General features: G+C 47.1%; 17 protein-coding genes and 2 pseudogenes. 14 read left to right on the top strand and 5 right to left on the bottom strand.

Annotated elements, in window-relative coordinates:
* Nucleotides 1-157: 157 nt before the first annotated feature.
* The gene (locus ACM67B_RS01855) at nt 158-952 is read left to right on the top strand and encodes a 3'-5' exonuclease (RefSeq protein ID WP_416189915.1); all 795 of its coding nucleotides are present in this window, start codon (nt 158-160) and stop codon (nt 950-952) included.
* A gap of 113 nt (nt 953-1065) precedes the next feature.
* The gene (locus ACM67B_RS01860; RefSeq protein WP_416190491.1) at nt 1066-1938 is read left to right on the top strand and encodes a prephenate dehydrogenase; all 873 of its coding nucleotides are present in this window, start codon (nt 1066-1068) and stop codon (nt 1936-1938) included.
* Between the two features lie 65 nt (nt 1939-2003).
* Here the strand turns inward: ACM67B_RS01860 and ACM67B_RS01865 are convergent, their stop codons facing one another.
* Together ACM67B_RS01865 and ACM67B_RS01870 are read right to left on the bottom strand one after the other, a co-directional pair.
* Complete coding sequence (locus tag ACM67B_RS01865; RefSeq protein WP_416189916.1) at nt 2004-3161, bottom strand: NnrS family protein; 1158 nt, start codon at nt 3159-3161, stop codon at nt 2004-2006.
* A gap of 72 nt (nt 3162-3233) precedes the next feature.
* Nucleotides 3234-3611: a hemerythrin domain-containing protein gene (locus tag ACM67B_RS01870; RefSeq protein WP_416189917.1), complete on the bottom strand. Its 378-nt coding sequence runs from the start codon at nt 3609-3611 to the stop codon at nt 3234-3236.
* A 166-nt stretch (nt 3612-3777) separates the two neighbouring features.
* Here ACM67B_RS01870 and ACM67B_RS01875 point away from each other — a divergent pair.
* From ACM67B_RS01875 to ACM67B_RS01890, 4 genes and pseudogenes are all read left to right on the top strand, one after another.
* Nucleotides 3778-4209: pseudogene (locus tag ACM67B_RS01875) on the top strand (Rrf2 family transcriptional regulator); the annotation flags it as partial.
* A 379-nt stretch (nt 4210-4588) separates the two neighbouring features.
* Nucleotides 4589-5533 (top strand): energy transducer TonB, encoded by a 945-nt coding sequence (locus ACM67B_RS01880; RefSeq protein WP_416189918.1) that lies wholly within the window; start codon nt 4589-4591, stop codon nt 5531-5533.
* An 87-nt stretch (nt 5534-5620) separates the two neighbouring features.
* The gene (locus ACM67B_RS01885; RefSeq protein WP_095503275.1) at nt 5621-6280 is read left to right on the top strand and encodes a MotA/TolQ/ExbB proton channel family protein; all 660 of its coding nucleotides are present in this window, start codon (nt 5621-5623) and stop codon (nt 6278-6280) included.
* A 3-nt stretch (nt 6281-6283) separates the two neighbouring features.
* The gene (locus ACM67B_RS01890) at nt 6284-6721 is read left to right on the top strand and encodes an ExbD/TolR family protein (protein WP_095503274.1); all 438 of its coding nucleotides are present in this window, start codon (nt 6284-6286) and stop codon (nt 6719-6721) included.
* A gap of 358 nt (nt 6722-7079) precedes the next feature.
* On the opposite strand, the gene ACM67B_RS01895 is transcribed toward ACM67B_RS01890, so the two are convergent.
* Together ACM67B_RS01895 and ACM67B_RS01900 are read right to left on the bottom strand one after the other, a co-directional pair.
* Entirely contained in the window at nt 7080-7520 is a 441-nt protein-coding gene (locus tag ACM67B_RS01895) for a TIGR01244 family sulfur transferase (RefSeq protein WP_416189919.1), read from the bottom strand.
* 56 nt (nt 7521-7576) lie between these two features.
* The gene (locus ACM67B_RS01900; protein ID WP_416189920.1) at nt 7577-9328 is read right to left on the bottom strand and encodes a M61 family metallopeptidase; all 1752 of its coding nucleotides are present in this window, start codon (nt 9326-9328) and stop codon (nt 7577-7579) included.
* Between the two features lie 338 nt (nt 9329-9666).
* Here ACM67B_RS01900 and ccoN point away from each other — a divergent pair, with 338 nt between their 5' ends.
* The 8 genes and pseudogenes from ccoN to ACM67B_RS01940 all read left to right on the top strand — a co-directional run bounded on the left by ccoN (nt 9667) and on the right by ACM67B_RS01940 (nt 17205).
* Complete coding sequence (gene ccoN / locus ACM67B_RS01905; protein ID WP_416189921.1) at nt 9667-11097, top strand: cytochrome-c oxidase, cbb3-type subunit I; 1431 nt, start codon at nt 9667-9669, stop codon at nt 11095-11097.
* Between the two features lie 23 nt (nt 11098-11120).
* Complete coding sequence (gene ccoO / locus ACM67B_RS01910) at nt 11121-11732, top strand: cytochrome-c oxidase, cbb3-type subunit II (protein WP_100563106.1); 612 nt, start codon at nt 11121-11123, stop codon at nt 11730-11732.
* Between the two features lie 4 nt (nt 11733-11736).
* Complete coding sequence (locus ACM67B_RS01915; RefSeq protein ID WP_416189922.1) at nt 11737-11901, top strand: cbb3-type cytochrome oxidase subunit 3; 165 nt, start codon at nt 11737-11739, stop codon at nt 11899-11901.
* A 30-nt stretch (nt 11902-11931) separates the two neighbouring features.
* Nucleotides 11932-12888: pseudogene (ccoP, locus tag ACM67B_RS01920) on the top strand (cytochrome-c oxidase, cbb3-type subunit III); the annotation flags it as partial.
* Between the two features lie 440 nt (nt 12889-13328).
* Nucleotides 13329-13988: a 7-cyano-7-deazaguanine synthase QueC gene (queC, locus tag ACM67B_RS01925; protein WP_416189923.1), complete on the top strand. Its 660-nt coding sequence runs from the start codon at nt 13329-13331 to the stop codon at nt 13986-13988.
* Nucleotides 13989-14057: 69 nt separating this feature from the next.
* Nucleotides 14058-14480 (top strand): 6-carboxytetrahydropterin synthase QueD, encoded by a 423-nt coding sequence (queD, locus tag ACM67B_RS01930; protein WP_416189924.1) that lies wholly within the window; start codon nt 14058-14060, stop codon nt 14478-14480.
* A complete protein-coding gene (locus ACM67B_RS01935) occupies nt 14480-15112 on the top strand; it encodes a 7-carboxy-7-deazaguanine synthase QueE (RefSeq protein ID WP_416190492.1) in 633 nt (210 codons plus the stop codon). Before queD ends, ACM67B_RS01935 begins: the two co-directional genes overlap by 1 nt.
* Nucleotides 15113-15621: 509 nt before the next feature.
* Nucleotides 15622-17205, top strand: a complete 1584-nt coding sequence (locus tag ACM67B_RS01940; protein WP_416189925.1) for an L-lactate permease — start codon at nt 15622-15624, stop codon at nt 17203-17205.
* Between the two features lie 148 nt (nt 17206-17353).
* On the opposite strand, the gene ACM67B_RS01945 is transcribed toward ACM67B_RS01940, so the two are convergent.
* Nucleotides 17354-17761 (bottom strand): OsmC family protein, encoded by a 408-nt coding sequence (locus tag ACM67B_RS01945; protein WP_416189926.1) that lies wholly within the window; start codon nt 17759-17761, stop codon nt 17354-17356.
* Nucleotides 17762-17770 lie beyond the last annotated feature (9 nt).

A 17770-nucleotide genomic window follows, 5' to 3' on the forward strand; every position in this document is an offset into this window, starting at 1 on the left:
TTGAGCTGCATTAATAAAGCCGCAGGCGAAAGCCTGTATTGTTTGTGAAGCGTAAATCTCTGATTTGAGGTATTGAGGCAATCCTGTGGGGGGTTGCCTCTTTTTTTATCCACGGCTTCGTGTCACAATGCCCATATCCTGACCCAAGGAGCATGTCATGACCCCGATACTCGCTTTTGATATTGAAACCATTCCCGATGTCAACGGCATTCGACTGCTTTACGATTTACCGCAAAGCGTGCCGGATGACGAAGTGGTGTTGTTTGCCCAACAAAAACGGCGCGCGCAAAACGGCAGCGATTTTATGCAGCACCATTTGCATCAAGTGGTGGCGATTTCGTGCTGTATGCGTTGGGGCAGCGAGAAAATCCATGTCGGCACCATTGGCGAAATCGACGACAGCGAAGAGACGGTGATTGCCAAGTTTTTCGAGTTGATTGAAAACCATACGCCGCAATTGGTGAGCTGGAATGGTGGCGGTTTCGATTTGCCGGTATTGCATTACCGCGCCATGATACACGGCATAGCCGCCGCGCGTTATTGGGACATGGGCGAGGGTGATTTTGGCGACAGTCGCGATTTCAAATGGAACAACTACATCAGCCGCTACCACAACCGCCATTGCGATTTGATGGATTTGCTCGCGCTGTATCAACCGCGTGCCAACGTGCCGCTGGACGACATGGCCAAGCTGTGCGGCTTTCCCGGTAAATTGGGCATGGACGGCAGCAAAGTGTGGGAAGCGTATTATCAAGGCCGTCTGAAAGACATTCGCGATTATTGCGAAACCGATGCCGCCAATACTTATCTGATGTATCTGCGTTTCCGCCTGATGAGTGGCGCTTTGGACAGCGATGAATACGAAGTCGAAGTCAAACGCTTGAAAAACTATCTCAAAGAGCAAGCCGAGGATAAACTGCATTGGCAGGAATTTGTCGGCCAATGGCGATGAATATTTGAATGAGGCCGTCTGAAACGCAATCATGTTTCAGACGGCCTTTTACTCTCAACGCTTAATCAGGTAAACTCATTTTTTTGTTCACATTGTCGTCTGTCATGTCTGCCATTACCCCACTCAAACAAATCACCCTTATCGGCGTCGGGCTGATAGGCGGCTCGTTTGTGCTGGATTTGAAACGCTTGGGGCTGGTGGAAACGGTGGTCGGCATCGACTTGAACCGCGAAAACCTTGACCGCGCATTAGAACGGCGCGTGATTGATGCCGCGTTTACCGAAATCAATGCCGAGAGCATTGGTGGGGCGGATTTGGTATTGATTGCTACGCCAGTATCGACTTTGCCGACGATTTGTCAGGTCATCAAGCCGTTTTTGCGGGCTGATGCGTTGGTGTCGGATGTGGGCAGCACCAAGCAAATCGCCGTTGAAGCTTTCCGCACGTATCTGCCCGAACATTTGCCGCGCTGTATTGCTGCGCACCCGATTGCCGGTTCCGACCGCCACGGCGCGTTGGCGGCGCAATTTGGTCTTTATCAAGACAAAAAGCTGATTATCACACCGCACGGTGATGAACATTCAGACGGCCTTGAACGGCTGGAATCGTTGTGGCAGGCGGTGGGCGCACAAACGTTTCGCTTAAGCGCGGCCGAACACGATGCCATTTTCGCCGCCGTGTCGCACATGCCGCATCTGTTGGCTTTCGCCTTTGTACACGAAATTTTCGACCATCCCGACGGGCAAGCCTATTTGAGCTTTGCCGCTTCCGGTTTCCGTGATTTTACCCGCATCGCGTCCAGCCATCCGGCGATTTGGACGGACATTTGTTTAGCCAATAAAAACAGTCTGCAAGATTTAATCGGTGGTATCCGTCGGCAATTGGATACTTTGGAACATCTGCTGGCAACGGAAAATAAAGCTGCGTTGTACACATATTTTGAAGAAGCTAAAAACACACGCGATGAGTGGTTGAAAGGGCAGTAGTTGTCAGCTAACAATAAGGCCGTCTGAAAGCAAACGCTTTCAGACGGCCTTAAGCATAAACAGGCTTAACCCGGTTTGCCATCGGCGCGCGGACGAATCAGCCAAGGAATGTATTTCCACGCATAGAGCAGCAGAGCGGCGGCAAACAGCGCGGCCGACAGGCGGATGCTGTGGGTGTAAGCCGTGCCGTGAACGAAAGTTGCCAAAATGCGCACCAAGGTTGAAGCAATCATCAGCCAAAATGCCACCGGCACTGATTTTGGCGGCGGATAAATCGCGTTGCCGGTGTGGCCGAGCGCCGTGCGCGCCATCATGCCCAAGGTCAATACGCCAATGCCGCCGACGCCGATTAAATGTACGCCCAAGTTTAGGAACGATGGCGAGAAGTAGGAAATGCCGACTGCCATCAAGCCCAATCCGGTGAAGAAATAGCCGGCGAACAAAATCCAAAGCATGGGTTCTTTCAACACATCTTTATGCCACCAACGATACACCTGCACCAAGCTGATGATACCTGCCGCAAAGGCAAACAAGGCGGCCAGCGGCAACAGCATTTGGTGTGCCATCAGCATGGCGGTCAACATCGGCAGCCATAAAGACGCGTGGCCGACCCATTGCGGGCTGGTGATTTGCAGAATATTTAAGCGTTTGGATGTGAAAAATGAGATGATGCGCATGCCGATTAAGCCGATGAAACCGGCCACCATAATCAGGCCGGATTGCAGGCCGACCAATAAAGCTGCGGGGTCAAACGGGCTGAGTTGGCGGTGAAAAGCGACGTGTGTGCCGCCCAACACAAAAATGGCAAACACGGCGACATAGTTGCGTTTGTTTTTGGTGCGGAACACCGGCAATGCCATGCACACCGCGCCATACCAAAAGAAAATCGTACCGAAAATGCCGCTGGCTGCGGCGCCCCAGCCGGGAATAAATGCGCAGATGCGTGCCAAAAGCCAAAACGCGGTTAAGCCGGCCAACACTGCGCCGCGGGTAGGCGGCTGGCTGGTCCACGTGGCAACGGCGGTGAGCAGAAAGGCAATCACCACCAAACCGGCATAGCCCCAAATCATTTCATGCGCGTGCCAGTAAAAGCCGGGCAGCTCGGGCGTGCCTTGATAGCCGAAGCCCCACAGTAAAATCGACAGCGCACCGTAAAGGGCGGCCAGCGAGTAAAACGGGCGGAAAGCCATGGCCCAAACAGGGTGTTTGAACAATGCGTTCATGGTGGTTCCTTGAATGATTATGGTCAATAGTGGATAGGCCGTCTGAAAGTTTCAGACGGCCTTATATTATGTTTAAGCCGTTACGTTATCTAAGTAAGGCTCAACGGCAGGGAAAAGCTCGCGTTCTTCAAAGCGGGCGTGGTCGCGCAGTGTAGTGGCGAATTCTTGGTTCCATGCTTCGCTGGTGTATTCAGGTTGCGCCATCATTTGGCGCAGTTTGGTGTGGTCGTGTTCAAAACGGACACGCAGCTCGGGTGTAATATTCGGCCAATGCGGTGCAAACTGGTTTTCTTCTTCTTCGAAATGTTGCATTAATTCAACAAAGTGCGGCTCGAGTTCGGCCTGATGGCTTTCAGACGGCGTGCGCAAGATACGTAGGCATAAAGAAAGGGAGTGATGGTGTTCGCGCGACAAATCAATCAGCGCGGGATGGCGTTTCAATGGTGTCATAATCAGTGGCCCGTGTTGGATTTTACTGGATTAATTTATAAGTTTCATATATTATGAAACTTAACCTCATATAAAGTCAAATACATACCGTCCCAACTTCATGATAAATTATTAGGACGGCTGATTTTAAATAACAAATACAACCCATTTCAGAACAGAGACTGTTATGTATTTAACCCAGCATACAGATTATGGATTACGCGTTTTAATCTATACCGCCATCAACGATGATTCGTTGGTCAACATCAGCACCATTGCCGATACATACGGTATTTCTAAAAGCCATTTAATGAAAGTGGTGACTGCCTTGGTTAAAGGCGGCTTTCTCACCAGTGTACGCGGCAAGGGGGGCGGATTAAAGCTGGCTATGACCGCAGACAAAATCAATATCGGTGCAGTCATACGGCATTTGGAGCCCATGCAGCTGGTTGAATGCATGGGTAATAACAACGATTGTCTGATTACGCCGTCTTGCCGCTTGGCCGGTATTCTCGGCGGTGCGATTAAGTCGTTTTTCAATTATCTGGACGGTTTTACGCTGGAAGATTTATTAAATAAGCCGACTTACGATTTATTGTATTTCTCTAAGATTGACATTGTACCGGAACAGGCAATCATAGAAATTATGCCGGCCTCCCAGCCTGAAGACGCAGAACGCATACCGGAAACAATGACCTCACCGGTTTCTCCCCATCTGGATGAGGCCAGTTAGATATTAAATAGAATAAAAGCGTTTAATTTTAGGCCGCCAGCCACCTATTTGTCAGGCATATGAAATTTTAGAATGATTCAGACGGCTTTATTTCCATGATATTGGGAAATAAAGCCGTTTGTTTACATCTTTATAATAATGAATATCAAAATCAAGACATTTGCACGATGAAAGTGATATATGACGGAGAAATAAAGCTATAAAAGGCTGTATTGTATAAAAATAAGTTGCAAACAGGAATAATTGCTATTACCATGCGCATACTATGAAAAAAGATCGAATGATAAACCCCACGGTGGTTGCCGTGGTTGCTCTTTTACACATTGGATTGATGTCTTTATTATGGAAAGCCCATAAGCCGGACATAGTTGATGTTGGGCATATTGAGTTTGTTGAATTAGGAGATTTCGGTGGCGGCGATGGTGCACCGGAAGGTGCCGGTGCGCCTGCTACGTTGCAAGTGCCGCCACCGAAACCTAAACCGCGTCCTGAGCCCAAGCCGAAACCGGTAGAAGAGGCAAAGCCGGTGATTAAGCCAGTCATCACCAAAAAAGCAGATGCGGATATTCAGCAGCCTAAAGAAAAACCGAAACCGGTCGAAAAAAACAAACCGAAACCCGAGCCTAAGTCGGAACCCAAACCGGAACCTAAGCCTGAGCCAAAACCCGAACCCAAGCCTGAACCGAAACCGGCGCCAGAGCCTAAAGCAGAAAAACCTGCCGAGAAACCGGCAGAAAAAGCCGGTGGTAGTGCATCTGAAAAAGCAGGCAGCGAGAGTGGCAAAGGTGGTTCATCTGCCAAAGGTGAAGGAAAAGGCAGTGGCAGCGGCACCAAAGGTGAAGGCAGCGGTCGCGGCGAAGGTAGTGGCAGTGGTTCAGGCGGTAAAAAAGGTGAAAGCGGTTCCGGTGACGGCAGCGGCGCAGGCGGCGGTAGCGGCCCGGGCAGCAGCCGCAGCAATCCGGTAAAAGCCACCGGCTCCATTCCGACTCCGCCGTATCCTGCTTTATCGCAAGAGAATGGTGAAGAAGGTACCGTTGTGCTGAATATATTGGTGGCGCCGGGCGGGAAAGTCGCTTCAGTATCGGTTGCCAAGAGCAGCGGCTCATCACGCTTAGATCGCGCAGCACGCAATGCCGCCAAATCCGGCCACTTTAACACCAATGTTTGGACCAGCTACCGTGTACCGGTGCGCTTCAGTTTAGGTGGATAGGCCATCTGAAAGCAGTCATGCGGTGGGCTGAATCCCAACAGTCTGCCGCCAAATGTTTGATTTATTTATTTTGATTTTGGAAAAACCATGAATTTAGGATTAGTGTTTGAATCGGGCGATTACGTCTTAATCAGTGTATTTTTATTGATGGTCATCATGAGCATTGTGACTTGGAGCGTTTTGATTGTGCGTGTGATTAAGCTGCGCAAAGCCAAAGCAGGTAATGCGGCGGCCAAAAAAGCAGTCATGGATTCGTTCACATTAAATGATGCTGTGCAGAAAGTCAGAAACATTGATGCGCCGATCAGCACGCTGACCACTGACGCCGTTCATGCTTATGATAACTATCGCCAAAGCACCACCAAAACCTTGGCCAACGCATTGCCGCTGAATGAATTCTTAGTCGGCCAAATCCGCACCAGCATGAATCAGACCATGCGCCAGTTTGATGGCGGCATGACGGCGTTGGCTTCGATTGGTGCTACTGCGCCATTTATCGGTTTGTTTGGTACCGTTTGGGGTATTTATCACGCGTTAATTAACATCAGCGAAAGCGGCCAAATGAGCATCGCCGCCGTGGCCGGCCCGATTGGCGAAGCTTTAGTGGCGACTGCAGCCGGCTTGTTTGTGGCGATTCCGGCGGTATTGGCTTACAACTTCCTGAACCGCGGTAAGAAAACCGTTTCCCAAGACTTAGACGCTTACGCGCATGATTTGCACGTTCGTCTGTTGAATCAAAAGGATTAAGATATGGCATTCGGTTCAATGAATTCCGGTGATGAAGATGCACCGATGTCTGACATTAATGTAACGCCTTTGGTCGATGTGATGCTGGTGTTGCTGATTGTGTTTATGATTACCATGCCGGTATTGACGCATTCGATTCCGCTGGAGCTACCAACTGCTTCCGAGCAGGCAGCGAAAAAAGATACGCAGCCTAAAGAGCCTTTGCGTGTGACGATTGGCTCGGATGGTGCTTATTATATCGGTGGCGATTCCGATAAGAAAATCACCATCGAAGAAGTGACTGCGCGTTTGAAAGAAGCCAAAACGGCAAATGAAGATGCCATCGTCGCCATTGCAGCGGATAAAGCCGTGGAATACGATTATGTGAACAAAGCCTTGGGTGCGGCGCGCGAAGCCGGTATCAGCAAAATTGGTTTCGTTACAGAGACCAAAGCAGAATAACCGTTGAAAACGGTGGCAATATTTCCGCTTATCTGTTGAAAAGGCCGTCTGAAAGAATAGTTGAACTAAAACTTTGAGTGTTTAGTCTAAGCTTTCAGACGGCATGTTTGTATGAACGTCAAAATTCTGCAACATTAGCCGATTAAAATAAGCCTACCTGATGAAAAGGAGTACAAACATGACCTTATTGGATGTGAGTTTATGGCTGATGGCTGCGGTTTTGTTGTTGGTGCTGCTTTCCATCGTATTTGGTTTGGTGCATATGGCCGTGATGATGGCGACGCAGCAAGAATTTTGAGTAAAAAAAACAATGAAAAGGCCGTCTGAAACGTTTCAGACGGCCTTTTACGATGCGGAATTAAGCTAATTTATGCTCGGCAGCTTCCTGCAAACGTGCTTCAAAATTGCTTAAATCAATGCCGGCTTCGGCAGCAGCAGCTTTGGCCTCGGCAACGCTCATGCCGTTTTGCACTTGATGATAAGCCCACAATAAAGAACTGCGCGTGCCGGTGCGGCAATAGGCCAAAACGGGTTGGCCGGCTTGCTGCAATAAATCTTGGAACGCGGCAACATCGGCAGCGGTGATATTCGGTGCGACAACAGGCTGATGTTTGAATGAAGTAATGCCTTCTGCCGACAGCCATTGTTGCACTTGCATGGTAGAAGGCTGATTCTCTTCTTCACCGTCCGGGCGGTTGCAGATAACGGTTTGAATGCCCAATTGCGCGGCATCTTTTGCATCTTGTTCGGTCAGTTGTGGTGACACATATAATTGTTCGCTCAATTTCAAAATAGCCATGATTTTCCTTCCTTTCGAAAATTTTCAGACGGCCTTTTATCAGGCCATCTGAAAGTTTAGCGGTTAAACAACCATTTATCTACCAAATCTTGGTTGGCAACTTTCAACAAAGCCGTATTCGCTTCCACGGCTTGCACGGTGATGTGCGTTTGGTGCAGTACGCCGCTGCGGAAAAAGTGCAGTGTGGCGTGTTCGCCGACAGCCAATTGCGCCCATTGCGCGGCCAAGTCAGTGCAGGCATAGCCGTTAAGCGCGATGATTTTGTCTTGTGGACACAAAGCCGCATTTTCTGCGCTGCCGCCATTAAATACGTGTGTCAGGGTGGCGCTGTCGCTGTTTTGTTTGAAACGTGCGCCGAAATCGCCGGCAGGTTTGACGCAAACAGTTTCGCCCGCCAATCCGCCGCCATGACTGCGTGGCAAAGGTTGCCAATCCAATGTGACGCCAACGTTTGCCAAGCATTCTTGCAAGGGTAGGTCATCGGTGCTGTATAAGGCCGTCTGAAAAAACGATTGCAAATCCAAGCCGGTAATTTGTTGGCAACGCTCTTGCCATTGTTTTTCGGGAATGCCTTTGCCAGTGTTGACCCAATCGCGGTAGTGCTGCTGCATCACGCTGTCTAATGAATGCTTGCCGCTGCTTTTTTGGCGAATCAGCATATCCAAACACAATGCCGCCAGCGCGCCTTTTTGGTAATAGCTGACGATGGCGTTGCTGCTGTTTTCATCTTGCTTATAAAACTTGTTCCATGCGGTAAAGCTGGATTCGGCCAAGGTTTGTTTCAGACGGCCTTTTGTATGTTGCACACGGGTAATCGATTGGGCGAGCAGATTTAAATAAGCATTGCTGTCAATTACGCCGCTGCGTGCCAAGAACAAATCATCATAATAAGAGGTAATGCCTTCAAATGCCCACAGTTGCTCGGTGTAGCTTTCTTGATCGAGGTCGTAAGGCACAAATGCTTCGGGTTTAATCGATTTCACATTCCAAGCGTGAAAGTATTCGTGGCTGAACAGGCCGAGCAATTGGGTGTAGGCTTCGTTGGCTTCGCCCATGCTGTGCGGCGGCAGGCTGTTGCGGTCGGCCAAAAGGGCGGTGCTGCTGATGTGTTCGAGGCCGCCGTAGATGTTGTCGCCGACATGCAGCATAAACAGATATTCTTGAAACGGTGCAGGCTCGGGGAACATAGCCAATTCGGTTTCGCAGATTTTTTGAACGTCGCTGACAAAACGCTGGCGGTCAAAATCGCGGTAAAAACCGCTTAAAGCAATGCGGTGGGGAATGCCGGCGGCGGTAAAATCTAAAAATTCAATCTTGCCCATTTCGACGGGGTGGTCGATTAAATCGGCATAAGAGGCCGTCTGAAATTGGTGTGTGGCGGTTTGCGGTAGGGTAGTAGCGATTTGCCATTGGTTGGGAAAGTCTTTTAGGGAAACACTGTGTGGCAGGTTTTCGCAGCCATGAATCTTTAAAAAAAGACAAGCGCCATCGAAGAAGCCGCGTTCGATGCTTAAAAACGCACCGCGTACAGATAAGTCAAACGCATAAACGGTGTAGCAAATTTGCCACTCACCTTTTTGGCCGTTTGCTTGCCATTTGTTTTTGGTCAATTGCGCCAATGCAACAGTATGGCCATTACAAGAAGCACTTAATTGCGTGATATGTCGGGAGAAATCACGAATCAGATAGCTGCCCGGTACCCAGTTGGGTAGGCTGAATTCAATAGGTAAATCATTGTCTTGATTGAAACTCAATGTAATTTGATATTCATGACTCAAAGGGCGGAATGAGATTTTGTAATTAATCATATCTATTGCTTAGTTTGTTAAAATTAATGAATAACGTTGGCATACAGTGTCTGATATTTAATTTACATCAAAAAGCCTTTAAAAAAATGGGGCTTGAAAAAAATGTATGCCTTTTATTGGAACTGATTTACTTTAATTATTTGATTAATATAATTTTTTATTTTTTAGGTTACATATTCGCTTGAGCGGAAGAAATGTAATATTGCTTGGCTCAATCTTGTATATATGTTAAATTTAGAAAAATTTATACTTTGCCTTAATGTTTTTTGTGGAAACGTAGAAAACATTCGGGCGGGTAAAACAAAAATTTTCAATTCCCATAATTTATGGAGACTCCCATGGACACACAAACTTATAACTACAAAGTGGTGCGCCAGTTCGCCATCATGACTGTAGTTTGGGGCATCGTGGGTATGTTGGTCGGCGTGATTGTTGCCGCCCAATTATACTTGCCGGCTCTTAATTTATCTGAAATCGGACCTTGGTTCCACTTTGGTCGCCTGCGTCCATTGCACACCAATGCGGTAATTTTCGCATTTGGTGGCTGTGGTCTGTTTGCCACTTCTTATTATGTGGTACAGCGTACCTGTAATACCCGCCTGTTTGGCGGCTGGTTGGCATCATTTACCTTTTGGGGCTGGCAAGCGGTTATTGTAGCAGCAGTCATCACTTTGCCGATGGGTTTTACCCAAGGTAAAGAGTATGCCGAATTGGAATGGCCAATCGATATCCTGATTACTTTGGTATGGGTGGCTTACGCAATCGTATTCTTCGGCACCATCGCCAAACGTAAAGTAAAACACATTTACGTGGCTAACTGGTTCTACGGCGGTTTCATCTTGGCCGTTGCCTTGCTGCATATTGTGAACAACATTAGCATTCCTGCCGGCTTCATGAAGTCTTATCCAGTGTATGCCGGTGCCATCGATGCTATGGTTCAATGGTGGTATGGCCACAATGCGGTAGGTTTCTTCCTGACTGCAGGCTTCTTGGGCATGATGTACTACTTCGTTCCAAAACAAGCAGGCCGTCCGGTTTACTCTTACCGTTTGTCTGTGGTTCACTTCTGGGCATTGATTTTCACTTATATGTGGGCAGGTCCTCACCACTTGCACTACACCGCATTGCCTGACTGGACACAATCTTTGGGTATGGTTTTGTCGCTGATTCTGTTCGCACCATCTTGGGGCGGTATGATCAACGGTATCATGACCTTGTCTGGCGCGTGGGATAAACTGCGTACCGACCCGATTTTGAAATTCTTGATCGTTTCCCTGTCTTTCTACGGTATGTCGACCTTTGAAGGTCCGATGATGTCGATCAAAACCGTTAACGCCTTGAGCCACTACACCGACTGGACTGTTGCACACGTACACGCTGGCGCATTGGGTTGGGTGGGCTTTGTAACCATCGGTTCGATTTACTACCTGATTCCGCGTTTGTTTGGTAAAACCCAAATGCACAGTGTGAAATTGATTGAAACCCACTTCTGGATTGCGACCATCGGCGTGGTATTGTATATCGCTGCGATGTGGATTGCCGGTGTGATGCAAGGTTTGATGTGGGGTTCGTTGAATGACGACGGTACTTTGACCTACTCATTTGTTGAGTCTGTAAAACGTACTATGCCTTATTATGCAATCCGTGTAGTAGGTGGTCTGATGTATTTGGCTGGTATGTGTATCATGGCGTACAACGTTTACCGTACTGCAATCAGTGGCAAACCTGTTGAAGCTGAGATCCCTGCGGTTTCTCAACAACACCACTAAATAACAAGAAAGTAGGCTACCAAATGAAATTACAACAATTAGCTGAAGAAAAAGTCGGCTTTCTGATTATTTTCACTGTGATTGTAATCAGTTTCGGCTTGTTGATTGAAGTTGTGCCTTTGTTTGGCACGAAAGCAGTCATCGAACCTGCTCCGGGTGTGAAACCTTATAATGCGCTGCAAGTGGCGGGTCGTGATATTTATGTGCGTGAAGGTTGCTACAACTGTCACTCACAAATGATTCGTCCTTTCCGTGCAGAAACCGAGCGTTACGGTCATTACTCTGTTGCTGGCGAGTCTGTTTACGACCGTCCGTTCCAATGGGGTTCGAAACGTACCGGTCCTGATTTGGCGCGTGTCGGCGGCCGCTATTCTGATGAATGGCACCGTATCCACTTGCTGAATCCGCGTGACGTGGTTCCTGAATCTAATATGCCGGCATTCCCATGGTTGGCACGCAACAAGGTAGACGCTGAAGCTACTGTGGCACGCATGAAAGCATTGCGTGCCGTAGGCACCCCTTACAGCGATGAAGAATTGCAAAAAGCACCGGAAATGTTGACCAACAAATCTGAGCTGGATGCAGTGATTGCCTACTTGCAAGGTTTGGGCTTGGCATTGAAAAACGTAAGGTAACATCATGGATATTAACTGGATTCGCTCGCTTTTTACGCTGCTGATTTTTGTCAGCTTTATGCTGGTCATCTATATTGTGTTCAGCCGACGCAATAAAAAAAATTATGATGAAGCAGCCAGCAGTATTTTTGACAATAATGACGACACGCCTGATAAAAACGGGCGATAACCGGTTAGTCCGTGGTCACGGAGCAAAAGAATGAACACAACATCCCAATTTACCAGTAATTTCTGGAATATATACATTGCCGCCATTGTCCTGCTCAGCTTTATCGGTTTGGCTTGGCTGCTTTTCTCACAAAACGTGGTGAAACAGCCGAAAAAAGGCGAGGAAGTCGAAACCACAGGCCACGAATGGGACGGTATTGAAGAATATAACAATCCGTTGCCGCGTTGGTGGTTTTGGTTGTATGTTTTCACTTGGATTTTTGGTACCGTTTACTTGGTGCTGTATCCGGGTGTAGGCGACTGGAAAGGTATCTTAAATTGGACCAGTCACAACCAATACGAAAAAGAAGTGGCCAAAGCAAACGAGCAATACCAACCGCTGTATGCTAAGTTTGCCAAAATGCCGATTGAGCAAGTGGCAAAAGATCCGCAAGCGCAACAAATCGGTAAAAATATGTTCGATACCTACTGTATCCAATGTCACGGTTCGGATGCCAAAGGTTCTAAAGGTTTCCCTAATCTGACCGACCATGACTGGTTATGGGGTGGCGAACCGGAACAAATCTATGAAACCATCGAGAAAGGCCGTACCGGCGTGATGGCGGCATGGGGCCCTCAATTGGGTGAAGAGCGTGTGAAAGACGTGGCACACTATGTAATGTCTTTGTCTAAAGGTAAAGAACAATACGATGAAGAGCGCGCTGCCCGTGGTCAGGCTTTATTTAGCGGCCCACCGGCCAACTGTTTCACCTGTCACGGTGACAAAGGCCAAGGTATCCAAGGTTTGGGTCCTAACCTGACTGATGACATTTGGTTATGGGGCGGTACGCAAAAAGCCATTATCGAAACCATTACCAATGGTCGTCACAACCAAATGCCGGCATGGGGTAACTTCTTGGATAAAGACAAATTACACATCATGACTGCCTATGTTTGGGGCTTGTCAAATAAAGACGGTAATGCAGCAGCGAAAAAAGCAGAACCTGCTGCACAATAATCGGTAAGAAGCAATACAGATCCACAGATTTAATAGTATTTTCATACTACTGTTGGTAGTGGGTCTTGAGCGGACTGATAAAAAAAGCCACTCGAAAGAGTGGCTTTTTTAGTGGGCGGATGGGTTTTTGAGATAGCCTTATGGCGACATCAGATATAAAGCATTTCAGACGGCCTGGAAAAATCAGTTATAATGAAACTTGACTTATTATCAAGCTGAACCCTTTGTAAATTCCTATTTTGATACATTCTTCCTTATACGCTGCTTAAAAGCTTCATTATCTTGTGGATATTTTGCTTTCAGTGGTGAGATGGCTTCGAATTGTATCCAAATCGGTGATTTGCGCGGGCTTCAGACCGTCTGAAAAGACGGTTTTTTATTCTATTCACGCGGTTCGTAATCCTCCCGCGATACCAAAACTAGGAATCAATATGCACAATCAAAAAGCCTTGGTCATCTTTTCCGGTGGCCAGGATTCTACCACTTGCCTGCTTCAGGCACTTCAAACCTATGGTCGAGACAATGTCCAAGCCATTACTTTTCACTATGGCCAGCGCCATTCCATCGAATTGGAACGCGCACATTGGATTGCCCAAGATTTAGGCATTGCGCAAACCGTGTTGGATTTAAGCCTGATGCGGCAGATTACCCATAATGCGTTGATGGAAGAGGGCGCAGACATTCAGACGGCCGCTAACGGTATGCCGAATACGTTTGTTGATGGCCGTAATGCCCTGTTTTTAATGTATGCCGCTATTTACGCCAAAGGTCAAAACATCAAACACATCATCGTTGGGGTCTGCGAAACCGATTTTTCCGGCTATCCCGATTGTCGCGATGTGTTTGTGAAATCCATGAATGTGACCCTCAATTTGGCGATGGACTATGATTTCCAAATTCACACGCCTTTGATGTACCTAACCAAAGCGCAAACATGGGCGCTGGCTGATGAGTTGGGCTACTTGGATTATGTCCGTGAGCAAACGCATACCTGTTACAACGGCGTGGTCGGCGGCTGCGGTGAATGCCCGAGCTGTGTGTTGCGTGAACGCGGTTTGCAGGAATATCTGGCAAGTAAACAGGCCGTCTGAACACATCCTTTCTTATTTTCTACAACAAAGGCCGTCTGAAAAGTTTCAGACGGCCTCAAAGAATACATCATGAAAATCACCAAAATCTTTTCCTTTGATTCATCCCATATGCTTGATGGTCATGACGGCAAATGCCAAAATTTACACGGCCATACTTACAAACTCGAAATCACCGTTTCAGACGGCTTGATTCAAGGCGGTGCCAAAGACGGCATGGTGATGGATTTCACCGATTTAAAAGCCATAGTCAAACAAGAAATCATCGATCCCTTTGATCATGCCTTTATCTACGATGGCAGCAACGCACGCGAGAGCCAAATTGCCGCTTTATTAGACGGCTGGAACATGAAAACCTTACGCTTAAATTATCGCACCACCGCCGAAAATATGAGCATGGAAATGTTTACGCGATTAAAGCAAGCCGGCTTAAAAGTATGCAGCGTCAAGCTCTGGGAAACGCCGACTTCCTGCGCCGAATATGAGGGCGCATGATGGTGACGATTGAGCCTGTTAACCCGCAATACCGCATTGTTGAAATATTCGAAAGCTTGCAAGGCGAGGGCTACAACACCGGTATGCCCGCTATTTTTATCCGCTTGGGTAAATGTAACTTGGCCTGCTCGTGGTGTGATACCGATTATCTGCGCTTTGAAATGATGAGCCTGCACGAGATTTTAGGCCGTCTGAAAAATTATCGTGCGCGTAACATCATCATTACCGGTGGTGAGCCAACCATTCAGCCACATTTGGATACCTTGCTCAACACGCTGAAAGCGGCAGGTTATTATTTGTGTATGGAAACCAATGGCCTGAATCCTACGCCCATACAAATTGATTTTGTCGCCACCAGCCCAAAGGCGTGTTACGCAGATAAATATGCTAAAAGCTGCATTGAAAAAGCCGATGAAGTGCGCATTGTTGCCGATGGTGATGTGTTGGCCTTTTGCGAACAGATGGAACGAAAAATTCAAGCCGAGCATTTTTATTTATCGCCTTGTGAGCGAAATGGTGTGATGAACATTTACGATACCATCCGCCAAATCGGTCTGCTCAACAGCCGCGCCCATACAACCGTGCATTGGCAATTAAGTGTGCAAACGCATAAATGGGCAGGAATTGAGTAAACGTTAAAAATTCATAGCTAAGGCCGTCTGAAGTGTATTTCAGATGGCCTTTATTATATTTAAGCTTTGAGTAAAGACTATTGAGATGTAGTTCTTTTGTAGTATTTTCTCAACAGTTCTGAGATTTTTATGAATGTATATTCAATAATCAAAAAATATAGATGAATATTTTTAATTTATTATTGAACATAAGCCAAGATTTATGCTCAAGAAAACAGACAAGTTTTAAAAATCATTTGGTATTTTTTCTAATACTTTTGAAGTATTCCTAATAACATATTCATTTTAAAAAATAATTCTTTGCATTTTAATGGATTTACCTAACAGTAATCAGAAAAAACTTGACCGCTTACATAGGATTACGTAAAGTAATCGGCATAATAAGTAAATTGGTGTGACCAATTTTAAAAAGCTTTCTTAATCACTGCAGGCCTAGGGTGGATTAAGGCAAGCGTTTTTTATTTGGTTGTCTTGATGAATGCTTTACACGTAATACAAGGATTCTCTGTATGGCACTTTTTCTCAGTATTTTTCCCATTGTTTTCCTGATTTGGTTGATGGTGAAGAAAAACAGCATGCCTTCCTATATCGCTTTGCCGATTGTGGCGGCGTTGATTTATGTGATTAAGATCACCTATTTTGGTGATGATTTCATGTTGTTGAATGCTACTGCTGCTTCAGGCTTGGTATCAACTTTGACGCCGATTACCGTGATTTTCGGTGCGATTATGTTTAACCGCATGATGGAAACTACCGGTTGTATTGATATTATTCGTAAATGGTTGGCCAACATTAACCCAAATCCGATTGCGCAATTGATGATTATCGGTTGGGCGTTTGCCTTTATGATTGAGGGGGCATCCGGTTTCGGTACGCCTGCTGCCATTGCCGCCCCAATTTTGATGAGCTTGGGATTCAACCCTTTGCGCGTAGCCATTTTTACGCTGGTAATGAACTCGGTACCGGTGTCGTTCGGTGCGGTGGGTACCCCGACTTGGTTTGGTTTTGCGCCGTTGAATCTGACGCCTGCCGATATTTTGAGTATCGGTAAGCAAACCGGCATCACCCACTTCTTTGCCTCTTTTGTTATTCCGGTAATCGGCTTGAGTTTCATTGTTTCTAAAGAAGAAATTCGCAAAAACTTGGGCTTTATCGGCATCAGCGTGTTCTCATGTACCATTCCTTACGTTGCATTGGCGATGGTGAATGAAGAGTTTCCTGCTTTGGTGGCCGGTGCCATCGGCTTGATGATTTCTGTGTTTGCAGCCAACAAAGGTTGGGGTTTGAGCAAAGACTATCCAAAAGATGTCAACATGGAAAAAGTGCCTTTGGCGCAAGTGGCCAAAGCCTTGGCACCATTGGGTATGCTGATCGGTATGCTGGTGATTACCCGTATCAAACAGCTCGGTATCAAAGGTTTGCTCACCAGCACCGAGCCATGGTTCAGCTTTTCGCTGCCGGGCTTGAGCGATATTACCGTCACCCAATCGCTGACCATTATGTTTAGCAATATTTTCGGTGAAGCAGTATCAGAGCGCTATCAAACCCTGTATGTGCCGGCTTGGATTCCGTTTGTGATTACGGTATGGATTTGTATTCTGCTGTATAAAACCAAATTCAAAGATGCATGGACATTCTATGTCGGCACCTTCAATCAAACCAAGAAACCATTGCTCGCTTTGATGGGTGCGCTGATTATGGTGAAATTGATGATGGTCGGCGGTGATGATTCGATGGTGAAAATCATCGGTAAGGAATTTGCTGCGGTTGCCGGTGACAACTGGATTTACTTCTCGCCTTACTTAGGTGCCATCGGTGCATTCTTCTCGGGCTCGAACACCGTATCTAACCTGACATTTGGTCCGATTCAACAACAAATTGCATTGGATACCGGCTTATCGGTAACGCTGATTTTGGCCATGCAGTCAGTGGGTGGTGCAATGGGTAACATGGTGTGTATTAACAATATTATTGCTGTGTGTACCGTATTGGGTATCGATAAATCCGAAGGTGCGATTATTAAGAAAACCGTGATTCCGATGGTGATTTATGGTGTGATTGCTGTTTTGGTAGGGTTGATTTTCTTCATGTAGCCGGATTGATTCAGTAAACATTAACATGCCGTCTGAAAAACTTCAGACGGCATTTTTTATAAGGCTCAATTATGATGCCGTTGTTTATTGGGTCAATACGATAAAAGCGATACAACGACCATAGCCAGATAAGATAAGTGCACAGCATTCAGACATAATGGAAGTGGAACAACTGTACCAAATCCGCGCTCAAACTTTTTGCCACTGGGCAGGTATGCGCCGCAGCTTCCAAAACCATGCGGCTGCGTTCGTCTAAATCTGCGCTCAAATAAAAAGCAACCGTCACCTTTGCCACACGGCGCGGATTGGCCGCCATTTCCTTCGCCACTTCTGCACGCGCACCGGCTAAGTCCACGCCCAAATCATCGGCTTTCATGCCCATAATCGTCAGCGCACACGCAGCCAGCGAAGTGGCCAGCAAATCCGTCGGTGAAAACGCTTCGCCTTTGCCGTTGTTGTCGGTCGGCGCATCAGTAGAAATCGTGTTGCCGCTTTGTAAGTGGGTTAAGTCGTTGTGCAGGTTGCCGGTGTAGCGGACGGTGGAGATGTGGGACATGGGAGTTTC

Source organism: Neisseria sp. CCUG17229 (assembly GCF_047839235.1).
Lineage (GTDB): Bacteria > Pseudomonadota > Gammaproteobacteria > Burkholderiales > Neisseriaceae > Neisseria > Neisseria brasiliensis.

Excerpts from the sequence above, each read along its gene's own strand:
- ACM67B_RS01890 (WP_095503274.1), top strand. The coding sequence starts at position 6,284 with ATGGCATTCGGTTCAATGAATTCCGGTGATGAAGATGCACCGATGTCT.
- ACM67B_RS01935 (WP_416190492.1), top strand. The coding sequence starts at position 14,480 with ATGGTGACGATTGAGCCTGTTAACCCGCAATACCGCATTGTTGAAATA.
- ACM67B_RS01880 (WP_416189918.1), top strand. The coding sequence starts at position 4,589 with ATGAAAAAAGATCGAATGATAAACCCCACGGTGGTTGCCGTGGTTGCT.
- queD (WP_416189924.1), top strand. The coding sequence starts at position 14,058 with ATGAAAATCACCAAAATCTTTTCCTTTGATTCATCCCATATGCTTGAT.
- ccoN (WP_416189921.1), top strand. The coding sequence starts at position 9,667 with ATGGACACACAAACTTATAACTACAAAGTGGTGCGCCAGTTCGCCATC.
- ACM67B_RS01940 (WP_416189925.1), top strand. The coding sequence starts at position 15,622 with ATGGCACTTTTTCTCAGTATTTTTCCCATTGTTTTCCTGATTTGGTTG.
- ACM67B_RS01870 (WP_416189917.1), bottom strand. The coding sequence starts at position 3,611 with ATGACACCATTGAAACGCCATCCCGCGCTGATTGATTTGTCGCGCGAA.
- ACM67B_RS01915 (WP_416189922.1), top strand. The coding sequence starts at position 11,737 with ATGGATATTAACTGGATTCGCTCGCTTTTTACGCTGCTGATTTTTGTC.
- ACM67B_RS01895 (WP_416189919.1), bottom strand. The coding sequence starts at position 7,520 with ATGGCTATTTTGAAATTGAGCGAACAATTATATGTGTCACCACAACTG.
- ACM67B_RS01885 (WP_095503275.1), top strand. The coding sequence starts at position 5,621 with ATGAATTTAGGATTAGTGTTTGAATCGGGCGATTACGTCTTAATCAGT.
- ACM67B_RS01945 (WP_416189926.1), bottom strand. The coding sequence starts at position 17,761 with ATGTCCCACATCTCCACCGTCCGCTACACCGGCAACCTGCACAACGAC.
- queC (WP_416189923.1), top strand. The coding sequence starts at position 13,329 with ATGCACAATCAAAAAGCCTTGGTCATCTTTTCCGGTGGCCAGGATTCT.
- ccoO (WP_100563106.1), top strand. The coding sequence starts at position 11,121 with ATGAAATTACAACAATTAGCTGAAGAAAAAGTCGGCTTTCTGATTATT.
- ACM67B_RS01900 (WP_416189920.1), bottom strand. The coding sequence starts at position 9,328 with ATGATTAATTACAAAATCTCATTCCGCCCTTTGAGTCATGAATATCAA.
- ACM67B_RS01865 (WP_416189916.1), bottom strand. The coding sequence starts at position 3,161 with ATGAACGCATTGTTCAAACACCCTGTTTGGGCCATGGCTTTCCGCCCG.
- ACM67B_RS01855 (WP_416189915.1), top strand. The coding sequence starts at position 158 with ATGACCCCGATACTCGCTTTTGATATTGAAACCATTCCCGATGTCAAC.